Here is a 14,789-nt window from a genome sequence, read left to right on the forward strand (position 1 = left end):
CTGTCCCTACGGGCGGTCACGGTGCCGGGCCTACTACTATCGGGCTGGCCGCGGTGGTGTGGTGGTATGACCGACAACGCGACCGAGCCGGTCTACTACGTCATCAGCGATCTCCACATCGGTGGCGACGAGCAGCTAGGTGAGATCGACTTTCTCGAGGAACTGCTCGCGTTTCTCGAGCGATTAGAGACGACGGACGAGCCGGCGGAGCTCGTGATCAACGGCGACGCGTTCGGGCTATGGGAGATGACGGGGACCGATGGGATGGCAAAATTCGACCGGCTGACCGAGTGGTATCCCGGACTGTTCGAGCAGCTGCGCGCGACCGGTGGATCGATTCCGATCACGATGCTACCGGGCAATCACGACCACGAGCTCGCCGCTTACGAGACGTACGCCGACCGTCTCTCGGCGTACAACGTCGATCTCGTTCGGTCCGAATCGGTCACCCGACAGGTGGGCGACCGGACGATCTGGTTCGAACATGGCAATCAACGTGATTCAAACAACCGCTTCGAGGATTTCGGCAACCGATACGAGACCCCGCTTGGTTACTACTACAACACGCACGTGACGAGCCGAGCGGGCCGGCTGTCCGAGCGCGGCCGATTCAACTGGCTGAAAGACGTCCAGGCCGTTACCCCGACAGAGCGCGTCCCACATTGGCTGCTTTCGAAGTACTTCTATCGCGAGATGAATCCGCTGCTGCGATACGCCGTGATCCCGTTTCTGTTGGTGTTCAACGTAAGCGCCTTTCTCGCGGTGACCGCGGGTCTCGACGTGATCGGCATCTGGACGATGCCCGTCGAACGGACTGACGCGCTACTCGAGCAACTCGGGCTGGTCGGTGAAGCCGTCCACTTCCTGCTCGTGCTCAACGCGGCGGTCGCTGGCGTGCTCTTGCTTGCAGGCATTCCGATCTACTTCGTCATCCGAGATATCGGCACGACCGTCGATCGATTCGGGGTGTTCGAGACGGATCTCACCGTCGATCCCGAGACGCCCTATATCGAGGCCGCTCGAGAGATTTTCGCCGAGCATCCGGAGACGGCGGTGTTTTGCTACGGACATACGCACCGACCGGGCATCACCGAGGTCGATAATCGATTGCTCGTCAATACCGGTACGTGGCTGAAACGGCTTCATCGTCGGGACGTCATCACCGGCGTGTTACCGCCAGTGTTTTATCCGTCCTACCAGCTGTGTGTCGTCCGCATTTCCGCCGTACCGGGCGGCGTGTCCGTCGAGTTCGAAGAAATCGAGAAAGCGTCCCCCGGTGGGGACGAAATCACCCGGACCGAACGGCTGCTCACGCTCGGACGAACCCCGACGCCCGAACTCCCGGATCGATCGATCGTCACCGACGAGCGATCCGGGACAGAAGTGTGAGTATAGCCGCTCGCAAGCATACTCGAGTTACAACGAAATCGACCACTCGTGGCGACAGCTCGTACAACGGAAATCGGCGACGACTTCGCCGTTGGGACGTATTTTGCGAGTCGTTCTCCCAGCCCGTCGTCACAGGCCGGACAGTGGGCGTTCATTCGCACTACGGTCTACGTACTTTGGCCGGATAACACTGGTTTCTCAGTATATTTGGATAACAGTACAATTATATAACGAATCCAAGCAGGGACTCGCTCGGAACGGTATCGGTAGCCAGCGATACGTACTGGCTGCGTTCGGGCGGACCGCTGTACCGATTTACCGGCCCGAGTGCAGGAGAGCTCGCTATCGGGCCGGAACTGACCTACAGTAACTCGATTTACAAGAATCCGTATCAGGCGTCGGCCGCACTCGAGTCGATGCCGTCGCCGTTGCCGTTGATCTGGACGAAGCCGTACTCACAGTCGGGACAGTGCCACTTGACTTTCTCACCCAGGTGCAACGTCGTGCTTGCCGCGCGATAGAAGGTCTTCTCGCCCCCACAGTCGGGACAGTCGTGATCGAGTTCCATGGACATACGCGAGCGTTCGTACCGGACGGTGTTGAAGATACTGCTTTCGCTCATACGAACTGCTGTCCCGATTCCCGACGTAGCGGCGACATTCGGCAGTAATAACAGTAGTGGTAATACGATTTCGTTATTGCGTGGCCGTGAGACGTGCCGTCGTGTCGGAAATTTCTTGAATCTGTTCGGTTTGGTTCTCAGTCGCCTCCGCGACTTCGTTCACGCCAATACGGATCTCCGCAAGTTTATCGACCAAGTTATCTACCATCGAAGCGACTTCCTCAACCCCAGACGCTTGGTCGTCAGTGGAGCGTGCGACATCTTGTATCCCTTCTGCGGTTTTTCTTGCTGCTTCGACGATATCCCCCAGGTGTTCGACCGTCTGCTGAACGTCAGTAATCCCCTGTTCGACCTGGTTGCTGACGGCCTGGAGACTCTCGACCGTCTCGTTCATCTCGGTCTGGGCGCTCTCGATCGTCGCTTCAATTTCTGTCGCGTTTTCCCCAGATTCATTTGCCAGCGATTTGATTTCGGAGGCAACGACCGCAAATCCGTCACCTTCCTCGCCCGCTCTTGCCGCCTCGATGGAGGCGTTCAGCGCAAGCAGGTTGGTCTGCTCTGCGATGTCTTCGATGATTTCGGTGAAATCAGCGACATCTTGCATCCGGGCCTGGAGCCCATCCATGTCGTTTCGCACCGTTTCGACGGAACTGTCGATCTCTTCCATCCTGTCGATAGCAGTCATCGCAGCGTCACGTCCGTCTTCTGCCAGCGCTTCCGACCGCTGACTCCGATCAACCACTCGTTCGCTCGTCGATGCTACCTCTTCTATCGCCGCACTCATATCGGAAATCTCGCCAGCGGCCGTGTCGAGCGCCTCCGTCTGCTCCTCAATGACCGTATGTATCTCTCTCGCGGTCCCGCTCACCTCGTTCGCTGATTCGGTGAGTTCGTCGATCGGCGTCGCGAGGTCATGTTCGACATCTTTCATCAGAGTGTGCAGTTCATCGACGACTTCTGTGATTTCGACCACGTATTCAATCCCGCCGACGACTTCCCCATCCGGTCCTTCCAGCGGGACGCCCACGTCTTTCGTCGTCCACGTCGATCCATCAGGATATTCTCCAGTTCGTTTATCGGCTACGGCTGGTTCGTCGTGACGGACTGCTGGCTGAACGACGAACTCTTCTCCATCATCGACGACGAACTCCGAAGCAGCCGTCCCAATTGCATCGGATTGTGAAAGTCCGGTAAACTCGACACAGGCTTCGTTCCAGTGCGTGATCCGTTCCTCGTTATCAGTAACGAGTATGGGTGTGGGAGCGTTCTCAACGAGGCTCTGAAACATCGACTGCCAGAAATCCCGCTCTTTTTTCACCTGCTCTAGGGGTTCTTCCTCTTCGATATCTGGAAGAAGCGGGTCTTCTGATGTATTACTGATAGCCATGAATACGTATTAGTCACACAAATTAAAAGGTAATTGGCCGAAACTGAAGTAGTTTGACTCATCCCCAGGCGCTACCAACTACTGATAAGTATCGTGCGACCGTCGCTCGAGATATGTCGATCTACACCGGTCGCGGCGACGACGGGCAGACGGACCTGCGTGATATGACCCGCGTCTCGAAGACGAGCGCCCGCATCGAGGCCTACGGCACCGTCGACGAACTCAACGCCTTGCTCGGGACCATTCGACCGACGGGCCACGACGATATCGACGACTGCCTGCGGTCCGTCCAAAACCACCTGCACGTCGTGCAGGCCGATTTCGCGAATCCCGACCCCGACGATGACGACCCCGCGATCCGGGCCGACCACGTCGACACCGTCGAGAACTGGATCGACGATTTCGACGCGGAACTCGAGCCGCTGACGTCGTTTATCCTGCCAAGCGGGAGCGACGCCGGCGCCGAACTCCATCACGCCCGGACGGTCTGTCGACGCGCCGAACGCCGCGCGGTCGCCCTCGCGAGCGAGGAGCCGATCAACGAACAGGCCGTCCAGTACCTGAATCGCCTCTCCGACGGGCTGTTCACGTTCGCTCGCGTCGTCAACGCACGCGAGGGCGAACTCGAAGAAGAACCACAGTACTAGGACCCGTCGCCACCGTTGTCCGACTCGAGTTCGTCGCTATCTTGCTCGAGTCAGTTTCCGCCCGGTTCGCGTTCGCCGCCGTCCAGCTCGAGGCTGACGACGGACCGATCGAGGACGTCAGCGTATCCCGACGCCGTCAGCTTCAGCGCGGGAACGCCCGGAAACGTCAGCGTCTGAACCGTCTGCCCCTGGGGCGCCAGCGCGAGATAGGTCGCGACCGGCGTGTCGGCCGTTCGCTCGAGCAGCATCTCGATACCGCGACTGCCACACAGCAGTCCCAACCCCGAGGTCTCGCTGACGATCGCCGTCGTGCCGGCCTCGAGCAGTTTCGGATACAGTCGATCCGGGGTCACCTGTAGGTCGGCGTGCGTGTGGGCGTCGATCAGGCCGGGCAAGACGAGTTGATCGTCCGCCGCGACGACGGTCGTCTCGTCGCCGACGACCGAACCCGCGTCGGGCAAGAGTGCAGCGATGCGATCGCCGACGATAGCGACATCTCGCTCGAGGAACTCCCGACGGTTCGAACAGTAGACGTGTCCACCGTCGACGACCAGATCGGCGGTCGCGCCCTCGCGTTCCAGAGCGATTCCCTGTAACTCGTTCATACCCCATTGTGGACGTGTACCACCGTATATGTTCTCGCGGGAGTCGGCTCGAGGGCCACGATTGAAAGGAAGTCTTAAGTTAGACGCCCGGATACACTCGCCTGCGGGTTGGTGATCTAGTCCGGTTATGATACCTCCTTCACACGGAGGAAGTCGGCAGTTCGAATCTGCCCCAACCCATACGAACTACGTACGGTCTGTAACTCCGTCGTTTTCCGAATCCTCAGCGCTTCTACCAGCCGAATAGTGATTTTCATCGGCCGATTTCGAGTCACGATATTTCGTGAACCCATGCAGTTGTTTCACGCGAGTCGCCTCCCTCTGGGAATCCGGATAATCGAACGGCGATAGCACATAAATAAGTGGTGGTCGAATTCACTCACAACCGTGCAGCAATTGTATGAATTAGTCTGAGTTCTTGGCCCTGATCGCCCATACTTCATGTTTGACCTAGTTGAGGAGCACCGCGTATCGTTTAGGAATAGGTTCAGGTCAACCGTTCAGTTACGATCGAACGCAAGGATGAACATCAGTTGGCTCCGATGTCGAGTAGATCACCCGCGAGCTGACAGAGTTCGGTCTCCTCATCGATCGCGTTCAACCACCGTTTGGGGAGTTCGTTTGCGCCAAAACAAGCGCCAGCGACGGCCCCGGCAACGGCCCCCATCGTATCCGTATCGCCACCTCGGTTGACAGCGGTTACAATGGCGTCCTAGGCGGTATCAGCCCGGATTGCGTCGTGGAGGACCTGAAGCCGGAGAAAGTGCAAGACAGCGTGCCTACAGCCGGCAGGATGACTGATCTGCATTACCGCAGCATCGGTAAGTCTTCGTGCTATCGAGACGGCTTGTTCGACGAAGCGGAAGAGAGTCTTCTGCACAAAGGTTCCTCTTCCGCTTCAACTCAATCGTTCTGGCAACTCATCCCGACGCCGTTGGTGGATTCAATAGAGCCATTGAGAGTAATAGCGACGGGGGCTGAACAATGGTGTATTGGAACCAGATCAATGCAAGATACCGTGGTTTCGACGTGGGAATTTCTTCTGAGGGGGACACCGTATCCTGATTACGAGGAATTCGTTGTTATACGAGGTGATGCTTTTCGGATCAGATCCAACAATCTCGGAAAATGAAGGTAGATGTGAAACGTTGTGCTTACAAAGTTCCGACTAGTATGGATCTCAGAATCGAATACCGGCTTTTGGGTGTTCTATAGCGAGTATTATTGTCTTTCAATCTTTGCTCTGACTTCCCGTAGCTACTGACTCGGTAGAGAAATCACGATCTTAGAAATCGTGGTTTCCAAAATGAGCTGTCGGATCTGTATAACAATCTAGTATAACTAGTTAGTCTAACTGATTAGTCTAATTACCCTTTTACGTAAGCATAACTAATGTGTATACATGCTCACGTACACGACATACTCTGAGGCCGGAGGCGTTGGGAAAAGCACACTCACCGCAAACCTTGCTGACGCTCACGCCCAGCAAGGACGCGACGTACTGGTTGTAGACTTAGACCCACAACAAGGCTCTTTGACGTACTTACTAGGAATCACTGCCCCTCGTGACGACGGAGAAGCCGACAATATCGCTCGCCATCTTATTGATCGGCCGAAAGGTAACTTCACCGATCTCATTCACGAGACTCCGTTTGACTTCGATATCGTTCCCTCGCACAATATGCTTGAAAGCCTGCCGAAGCTCTTAACGAAGGCCGAAGACATGGCTGAGGATTTGGGGGAATCATTCGATACGAACGACCGTCTCCAACAAGTTCTAGCGGATGCGAACATCCCCGACGAGTACGATACCGTCATCATCGACCCGCCAGCAACAGCAGGGCCACACCTATATAACGCCTTGTCAGCGACGCGCTCGCTCGTCTTGCCAGTCGAACCAACGGGAAAAGGAATACAGTCAGTAGAAGGAATTCAGGACATGGTCATGAACCTTGAAACCGCGTTGGAGATTGATATCGGTGTGCTTGCGATCATTCCAAACGGCGTCGGGCAGACAACAAATCAAGAACAGTACCTCGAACAAATTCGAGAACTCGGCTACCATGCCCCGATCGTGTTACGTGATCGGTCATCGCTGTTCGAAGGCTGCTGGGACAAACGATGTACGGCGTTTTACTACGTGGGATACCACCGTAATCGACGGAGAGACTACGAAGTCGGAACACTAGACAAGATACGTGATCTTGCGGCTCATATCCAGGTGGTAGGAGATCAATGACGGACGGAATGAAATCAGGGGCAGGAAGCGATCCATTTGCTGACGACTCCGACAACGAAGAGGAGTCTCCGGAGACTAGTGACGTAACCACTCAAGAGACGACAACACAGGCCAACTCGGAGCCTGAATCGGAGGCAGACGGACACTCATCATCAACTCGTTCAGTGGCATCCGAGTCAGCAGATCACACTGATGAGGGGGATTTACCGTATATTTTCGGACGGAACACAGTCAAGACTGACCGGCAAATGGTTCAATATTTCTTGCGTGACGAAACAATGAATCTTGAATCCGATGTCAAACATGCTGTTGAACAGGAACTTGGGACTGATGTGTACCTGACCGATATCCGTGAAGCCCTCATTCGCGTCGGCGCGAATCACGTTGATGAACTGGCTGACGAACTTCGAGGATGGGGCTATCGCTACCGAGAAGACTAAGATCGAGACGTTCTACTACTCCACTTCAGTCCATTAGTTTTGAGGAAACCATTCCAATATTCAATTAGCTCGCAGTACTGCGATTTCGAGATCTTCATCCTGTGTTTCAATTAGTGGGATATAATTCTGATTGATAGAACGTGAAAATTTGATCGTCAGCGACTCGAAGTCACGCCACTCCCATCTCTGAACTTCAAATATATCATTACATTATTCAATTAGTCCATACCCCGTCGTAGTCTGGTGGTTTCTAACGATCAATATCATAAACTAATGTATCTATATCTTGTCACAGGAAGCAGGCTGCGTTCCCGTTCCCGAGCGAAAATCAACTCCGGAAGAGGGTGAGGCACCGGTAAACGGTGAAATTAGCGCTTCAGAATGGACCAGTATAATTAGTGTACTGTACCCCATTTAGGGATGAGAAGTGAATGCTGCGGAAAACCGTCCTACCAGTCAAGCGATACTATCTGATCTCGGGTGAACTCCGGGCCGTCTGGCCCGAGCGCTTTCTGCTTGATTTTCCAGGTTGTCGTCCAATCAGCTACTACCCAATCGAAACTATCACTCTGGTATGCCTCCTTGATTTGCTTACGCCCGTTTTCTACGCTATACACCGATTCGAACGGTCCGTTTGGAAGTTCTCCAAGCTCCTTTCTGTGCCAGTGGTTGAAAACCATATAAGCGGTCTCTCGGGAATCAAAGACTGCGATCGGTTTGATTCCACGTTTGTTCAGCGACTCCATTTTCCGGTACGTTTTCCGATACAGCTTCCAATTGTGATGTTCAGTGAGGATTTCGTACGCGTTGGCTTGATCATCGCTGTCTATTCCAAAGACATCGATGACGTAGTTGTCTAAGTTATAATACGAAGATACTTTCCAACCGGGATGTTTGTCGAAGAGTGTTACCAACCCGACCGTAATTCTGTGAACGAGGCCTTCGCGTGGATCTCCTTTGAGGGTAGAAAACTCACTACGGTTATTAATCAGTGAGCGACCCTTCTCGTTCAGATCATACCACGCTTGCTTGCGAAATACACTCGTCGGTTTTAAGAACCCACTCGCGGTCTTAAACCAGTCAGCATCATCGAACGCACTAATAACATTTCGACCAAGATCCGTGTTGTAGTAGAGACGATTGAGAGATTCTTCGTCCAAGTCGGACGCGATCTGTCTGATGCTCGGGCACTGGTCCGCAAGGAGATGCACTCCGCAGACGACTTCGCCGTTCCACAGAGCGGCGATTCGCTTCAGTAATATTGTTTTGTCCGTATCGAGCTGAACCGTCGATTCGACTTTTCCTCTCACTCGGTCCTCAGCAAGTTGTCTACATTTCTCGGGACGGATTCCTCTTGGACGAGGTGGGTCTAGGGGATCATATCCGAACCGCTCCCTGAACTGGTTTTGTGAATACCACTTGAGAGTCGGTCGACCGTACGTATCTATTATCAACACATACTCTGTTCCAGACTGCGCGTTCGAGATATCGAAGCCAATTGATTCCGGGTCATGCTGCTCGTCATCCCGTGGAATCTCCTGATATCCGCTCACATCTTCCCCAGGACGTGCGGGGAACACCTCGAATGTACAGCGACCGCGAGGGTCCCGTAACCCACATCTTCCATAGAGTGGCGCTTTGTGCGGCCAGCTGTCCTCGTTGATTCGTGACTCAAACGGACTCAGTTGCATTATTCTATAATACCCGTTCTGGCGGGAAAAGGTTTAGCGAGAATAGGGAACACAAGCCTTCAAAACCAGATTATCAGCACTTCCTGCGGACTCACAGCACGACCATATCGGATGGCTCATGCGAAAGGGGTACGCGAAGCCGTCGACAAGTACGGGAAAATGCCGTCGCAGAGTGCATCCGCCACAGCCTTGCAGACGGGATCTCACACCGCGCTGCAGGAGCCGTGGCGGAAAACTACGTTGGGGTATTAACATTGGCGTCGCAGCCAGCACGTACCTTCGAGAACTCCTCGGCGAACGAACCCTCGACCCCTGATTCATGTTTCTCGGGGTATCCCCTCGGAATCATCCGCCCATGCTGCAAGTTCTGGGAAACACGACGGGCAGAACTGACGAAGTTTCCTCGGTTAATGACGTCAGCAACGGTCTGCCGTTCCTCATCAAGCAAGTCCCGGAGTTCATTGTCTTCCTCACCCCACAACGGTGAGGTATCGCGTTCGTACCCGCACGCGATCAAGGCGAAAATTCACCTGCAGGATTTTCATAGGCAGTTCGCACATCTTGTTCTGGTGTCCTTTGGAAGCGATAAGTACAGGTGGATGACTGAGCAATTGAAACACTGAAGAAAGTAGGTTCCTCAACGACAAAAAGCACTTACAACTCAAACTATCAACGTTACGTGTGAACCGGCGAAAACTGCTTTCGACTCTTCCCCTTCTCGCAGGGCTTTCGGGATGTCTTGGTTCCGATGATGAACCGGGAGAAGGTATCAAGAGTGAGGGGTCTACTCTCGTGTCGGTAACTGTCGCAGACGACTTTACCGAAGAGGTTATTCTGGAGACCGACTGTCGAGATGAGCGCTCAACTATGACGACAGGAACTCTTGTCGGCGCCGGAATCACGGGAGACAGCCGCACGCCAAGCATGGTGTGCGCAGGGAGAATTTTGTTTCCGCTGTAGCTGTAATGGTTAATTCGGAATCGTAGGGTAGCGAGAGTACTCGGTCCCGCACACCACGCGTAGTGTGCTTGAGGATCCGAGATCATTCTCTCTCTTGCACGACCGACGTACCGTTGTCGGTCCAGTTAGCCCACATTACTCTCGTCAGACTCAACAGCTAATAATTACGAAAGAGTATCAATGGAATATCCAAAGTGACCTCCTCCTCGCCGTGAACGGCGAGGCTTCCCACGGCACCGCGCCGCTGGGTTGGGATATTTACTGGTTTACGACCTGTCGGCATGACGGGTCGATGGCGGGGCCACACCGCTGTTACTCCTATCCCGGCGGGGGACTCGGAGTTATCTCACTGGTCGAGACACCACAGCGGTTCGAGATGGTGTCTCGAACGTTCTGGGTCTCGGAGTCCCGATATTGTCCGATTAGGTGGGCGGTCATGCCGCCTCGGTGTCTGTCATGCTACGGGAGGATTTCACTTAAATATCGGTATTTCTACTGAACGATGACTGTGGAGGCATTGTCGGATTCACGCCCGTCGTAAACAGTAGACGCCGAACCTAATTTGCGGCGTTGCTGGTAGGATGCCTATGGTCGGGGCGACCATCTCACTGGACTGGTCATCGCATACATGATCAGTGGCGACACTTCCTTCACAGCCGTCCTGTCCGCACTCATCGAGAACCGCGTGTACTTCCTTGGTGGTCCGAACCACGTCACCGGCATCCTCACCTAAACCGGATCTCAACACCACTCCCGTACGCATCTACCTCTTCGACCGCATCACCTACCTCGAAGAACACCTCCGCGAACTCATCCTCAACAAGAAATCAGACTGGAAAACACACCAGTCACCGCAGACGAACTCAACGACCTCGAAGACCGTTATGAAGACACGCAAGCAGCAAACGTCGAGTTAGAAGAGATCCATTATGCCTCATTTTCGGCGCTCGAAACCATCGTGACCAGCGTTGAAGCCTGTTATCAAACCTGTGGCTTCTCCGCAAAAGGCGGCGCAGATTCTCGTTTCCATGAAGTCACCGAGTTCCGTAACGACGTCGTGCACGCCAATTTCCTCATCGAAAACACCCACAGCAACGAATTCCTCGGCACGGCTGTACCAGAGAAGACCTTCATAAGAACCTCGCAACTATCGATCAGGCCCTCACCAACTTGCAGGAGCCGGGTACGTCCCAGATAGCCCCGAAGCACTGCGTAACACGATACGAACCGCACTCGCCATCCTGTTCAGTACGGTTTCCTTAGCCACCATGGAAAGACTCACAGACGGACCTACGATGAGAACCTCACTCATCACCCTTTTGGAAAATCTATAAATGTGTGACTTGGATTCACATTATCATGGTTCCCTGGCGAGTGTATCAGCAAATCGCCATTGACCTCGATATCCCTCCCGAAACGATGCACCTCGTCAACGTGCTCGCTGATGGTGGCTACCTCACCGAAAATCAGCCGCCGTATCTGAACTACGACTTACCCGACTTCGGTACGCAGGTCACGTGGCTTGACGAACACCCAACGCAAGGAATTGCATTCTGTAAAGAGCGCTACGGGAAGGATTCCGCAGTCGCCGCGACGATCCATGCTGTCGGATCAGAGGTCGCTTCCCGTACAGAGGGCGATTTAGCGATGGGGTTCGCAATCCTCGGAAACTACATTGACGACTTTCTACAGGACATCTCGCGGCACGACATCGCCGCCGAAGTCGAGAAAGTTCGATCGTATTTCGACGCGAATACGATGGAACTCAAGCGAATCGAAGACGCATATGACGACGAGAACCCGTACGAGTACTGTGAGTACTGTGGCGAAGAACTCGAAACAGCGTTCAGTTATCGCTGCACAACGTGTGCCACGCGGTTTCCTGGCTGGTCCGGACTCGTCTTCGCTGAAGGCGAAGAACAGAGCGCATCGAAATGGCGCGAACAGCTCGACGTAACCGTCCTGAGCCAGAACATCGAGAAACGATTCCTCGTCCTTCGCTCAAAAACATCCCTTCCCGGGTGGACCGAAGAAGGCGGGCAAATCGGCCAGATTATCGACGGCAGTCTCCACGACATGGGGCGCGTCGTGAATATCGATAACCGCGACATTCAGGTTGATTACTGGGGCGGCGTCGCAACAAGCCTCGAATCTGGACAGGACATCACGGTCTGTAGTTCCGAAACAATGATCGCCACGACCCAGCAACTCGGGTTATTACGAGAACTGCGCCGCGATTTCGCCGGCTGGCGAAACGAGCAGAACCCGGATCCAACGGTGGCGAAACTCGCTGTCAACGGCCCACACCTATCCAACACGCTGGACCAATCCACGATCACCCAGGAGACACCTGTCGAATTAGATGATACGCGAAGTCTCGATGGATTCGAACTGGATGACTCACAGCAATCCGTGTTGGCCAACATCCTCGGCCTCGAAGCCGGTGACCTCTCACTCGTCGTTGGTCCCCCTGGTTCCGGAAAAACTGAAGTTATCGCCAAAGCCGCTCAGGAACTTGCTACCCGAGGCGAATCTGTGCTCGTCACATCTCACACGAACATCGCGGTTGACAACGTTATCGAGAAACTTAGTCATCAAGATACGCATCAGCTCGTCCGGGCTGGCCGGCCAGAAAAAATGTCGAAGGGCACGTCCGAAGTGATGCTCTCGAAAGTCATCGACGAGAGTGACGATGACTCCGTGTCAGAGTTGCTGGCCGAAGTCGAGGATCTCAAATCAGAGATCAGCAACATGGGCGCTCAACTACAGAACGATCAAGAGCAATACGAGGTGTTGCAACGAGCGGCCGAAACCGGCCCTGTGAGCAGCACGCAAATGAGCGAGGTCGAGGCCGATATCGATGCGAAGCAAGCCAAACTCTCCGACACCCGGCGGAAAATTCAGGAACTTCAGTCGGAAGCGGAGAAGACCTCCATCGAGAACGCAGACATTACCGGTGCGACAATCATCCGCTCCCAACTCGGCGGCCTCGCCCAAGTTCAGTTCGACACGGTCATTATCGATGAAGCGAGCCAAATACCCGTCCCACTCGGCCTTCTCGGTATGATCAACGCGAACAAATGGGTTGTCGTCGGCGACCACAACCAACTCCAACCAGTCCTCAAAACCCTCTCAACGAGCGACGGCAGCCCACCCGACGACGCTTCGATCTTTTCGTTCCTTCGCAACAGGTACGACATCGATCAGTGGCTTGAATACCACTACCGAAGCCACGCCGATATCATCGGCTTCTCGCAAGAACACATCTACGACGGAAACATCACTATCGACGACTCCTGCCCCGAAGGATTCGATTGGAATCCTGCAGACGACCCCGACTCGAAGGTCGAAGCCATTTGTGACGGCCCGCCCGTAACGTTCGTGGACGTCACCGGCGAGCAATCCTGGCGCAAACGCTTCAGCGGCTCCGTCAATACCGTAGAAGTCGATGTCGTCGCCGACCTCGTCGCCCACCTCGTAGACGAACGCGACGTCCCCGAATCAGAACTCGGCGTCATCACACCCTACCGCGGCCAACGCACCTTGATCAGCGACGAACTCACCGACTACGGCAGTGTCGAAGTCTCAACTGTTGACGGCTTTCAAGGCCGCGAGCGAGAAATGATCATCTTCAGCGCCGTCAACACTGAAAAATATGGGCTGCAATTTTCCGGGAACAAGAACCGATTCAACGTCGCTTGTACTCGCCCGAAAGACCAGTTCATCATGGTAGGCAATAAAACCGCCATCAAAGACGAAGCACCGTGGAAGAACACCCTCCGTGCATTCATCAGGTACGCTACCGAGCACGGCGGCGTGTTCAACTGGGACGGTGGGCTCTGGATTGACGGGATCGACCCATCCAACGTCCCATCACCTGTTCCGCGTGACCAGCCAGACATCATCGAACCATCGACTGGAAAGTCTCCCGGCACGGGTAGCACCACGAACACTACTAACGGTACTGGGAACGGGTCTGACGACGACCCGGCCCGCACCACGCCCAGTGACCCGCAACTCCGCTCCCGAGTCAAAGACATCGTACAGTTAGCCCCAACATCAAACAGTGAATTAGCCGACGAGTGGGGACTCCAGACCGGAAAAGAGGCGTGGCAATACCTCTCCTCGGAACTCGACGACTACTTCGAGCGAAACGCCGACTACAAGATTCAACCAACTGAAAAAGCCCGCATCCTCATTATAGAGTCGAACACCTCCTAACGTATCAATTCGCTACTAACCCAGTTTCAGCGCTTTCGGTCGTGTCCATGACCGACCGACCGCTAAGAACAGCGACTCTGCTATCGCTGTTTTATCGAAACCACAGGGAGCGTCAGGATCGGTAACTGGCGGGGCAAGAGTGATCGGTATCCAGCTCATTGTCAAATGAACAGAGAATACAGAACGTGAATTAATTATTGCCGCCTAGTCGGGATTGGTCCATCACAGTATCCTTCCCAAACTGGTCGTGGAATCGCCAAAATTCTCTCCATTTCTGCACCTCTGTCAAGAAGATGTTCTATATCTGGAGACCCTTTGAACCAAATCCTTGGGTCATCGCTCTTCGGATTAATCACTATGTAGAGATAGAAGTCGTCGTCATTCTTGGCTCGGTCCTGTTGATTGGGTCGGAGCTTAGCGGTTCCCCCGCTTGAGAAGGATTTGATTTCGATGTGGCGCTCATCGCCGGCTTCTGGATTCTTGGAAAATACGTTGCCTTGTTGAACGCAAGACGGCATCGGGGTGGGGTTGCTGATCTACAATTTCACGGCGTTAGAGACGGCTTTTCGACCTCAGAAGATGCAGTAG

9 protein-coding genes, 1 tRNA gene and 2 pseudogenes are annotated in these 14,789 nt (G+C 54.3%); 6 read left to right on the forward strand and 6 right to left on the reverse strand.

The annotated features are described in order from the left end of the window. Positions 1-66 precede the first annotated feature (66 nt). Positions 67-1,389, forward strand: a complete 1,323-nt coding sequence (locus D8Y22_RS05350; protein ID WP_141463681.1) for a metallophosphoesterase — start codon at positions 67-69, stop codon at positions 1,387-1,389. Positions 1,390-1,780: 391 nt separating this feature from the next. On the opposite strand, the gene D8Y22_RS05355 is transcribed toward D8Y22_RS05350, so the two are convergent. After that, positions 1,781-1,963, reverse strand: a complete 183-nt coding sequence (locus D8Y22_RS05355; protein WP_141463694.1) for a DUF7838 family putative zinc beta-ribbon protein — start codon at positions 1,961-1,963, stop codon at positions 1,781-1,783. A gap of 121 nt (positions 1,964-2,084) precedes the next feature. Then, positions 2,085-3,398 (reverse strand): methyl-accepting chemotaxis protein, encoded by a 1,314-nt coding sequence (locus D8Y22_RS05360; RefSeq protein WP_141463682.1) that lies wholly within the window; start codon positions 3,396-3,398, stop codon positions 2,085-2,087. 113 nt (positions 3,399-3,511) lie between these two features. Between D8Y22_RS05360 and D8Y22_RS05365 the strand changes: the two genes are divergently transcribed. After that, a complete protein-coding gene (locus D8Y22_RS05365; protein ID WP_141463683.1) occupies positions 3,512-4,045 on the forward strand; it encodes a cob(I)yrinic acid a,c-diamide adenosyltransferase in 534 nt (177 codons plus the stop codon). A gap of 50 nt (positions 4,046-4,095) precedes the next feature. On the opposite strand, the gene D8Y22_RS05370 is transcribed toward D8Y22_RS05365, so the two are convergent. Further along, a complete protein-coding gene (locus D8Y22_RS05370; RefSeq protein ID WP_141463684.1) occupies positions 4,096-4,650 on the reverse strand; it encodes a hypothetical protein in 555 nt (184 codons plus the stop codon). A 105-nt stretch (positions 4,651-4,755) separates the two neighbouring features. Here D8Y22_RS05370 and D8Y22_RS05375 point away from each other — a divergent pair. Next, positions 4,756-4,830, forward strand: a tRNA-Val gene (locus D8Y22_RS05375). 349 nt (positions 4,831-5,179) lie between these two features. Here D8Y22_RS05375 and D8Y22_RS22785 read toward each other — a convergent pair. After that, a pseudogene (locus D8Y22_RS22785) lies at positions 5,180-5,422 on the reverse strand (ADP-ribosylglycohydrolase family protein); the annotation flags it as partial. Further along, positions 5,396-5,530: pseudogene (locus D8Y22_RS22790) on the reverse strand (IS5/IS1182 family transposase); the annotation flags it as partial. The pseudogenes D8Y22_RS22785 and D8Y22_RS22790, both read right to left, overlap by 27 nt. 522 nt (positions 5,531-6,052) lie before the next feature. Here D8Y22_RS22790 and D8Y22_RS05385 point away from each other — a divergent pair. Together D8Y22_RS05385 and D8Y22_RS05390 are read left to right on the forward strand one after the other, a co-directional pair. After that, complete coding sequence (locus D8Y22_RS05385) at positions 6,053-6,889, forward strand: ParA family protein (RefSeq protein ID WP_141463685.1); 837 nt, start codon at positions 6,053-6,055, stop codon at positions 6,887-6,889. Further along, positions 6,886-7,329, forward strand: coding sequence for a hypothetical protein (locus D8Y22_RS05390; protein WP_141463686.1), 444 nt, complete (start codon positions 6,886-6,888; stop codon positions 7,327-7,329). The genes D8Y22_RS05385 and D8Y22_RS05390 overlap by 4 nt, the downstream gene beginning before the upstream one ends. A gap of 449 nt (positions 7,330-7,778) precedes the next feature. On the opposite strand, the gene D8Y22_RS05395 is transcribed toward D8Y22_RS05390, so the two are convergent. Then, positions 7,779-9,020: a hypothetical protein gene (locus tag D8Y22_RS05395; RefSeq protein WP_141463687.1), complete on the reverse strand. Its 1,242-nt coding sequence runs from the start codon at positions 9,018-9,020 to the stop codon at positions 7,779-7,781. A 3,036-nt stretch (positions 9,021-12,056) separates the two neighbouring features. Here D8Y22_RS05395 and D8Y22_RS05405 point away from each other — a divergent pair. After that, complete coding sequence (locus D8Y22_RS05405; RefSeq protein WP_217350858.1) at positions 12,057-14,201, forward strand: DUF5797 family protein; 2,145 nt, start codon at positions 12,057-12,059, stop codon at positions 14,199-14,201. The last annotated feature ends 588 nt before the right edge of the window (positions 14,202-14,789 follow it).

It is taken from the genome of Salinadaptatus halalkaliphilus (genome assembly GCF_006543045.1).
In the GTDB taxonomy this organism is placed as follows: domain Archaea; phylum Halobacteriota; class Halobacteria; order Halobacteriales; family Natrialbaceae; genus Salinadaptatus; species Salinadaptatus halalkaliphilus.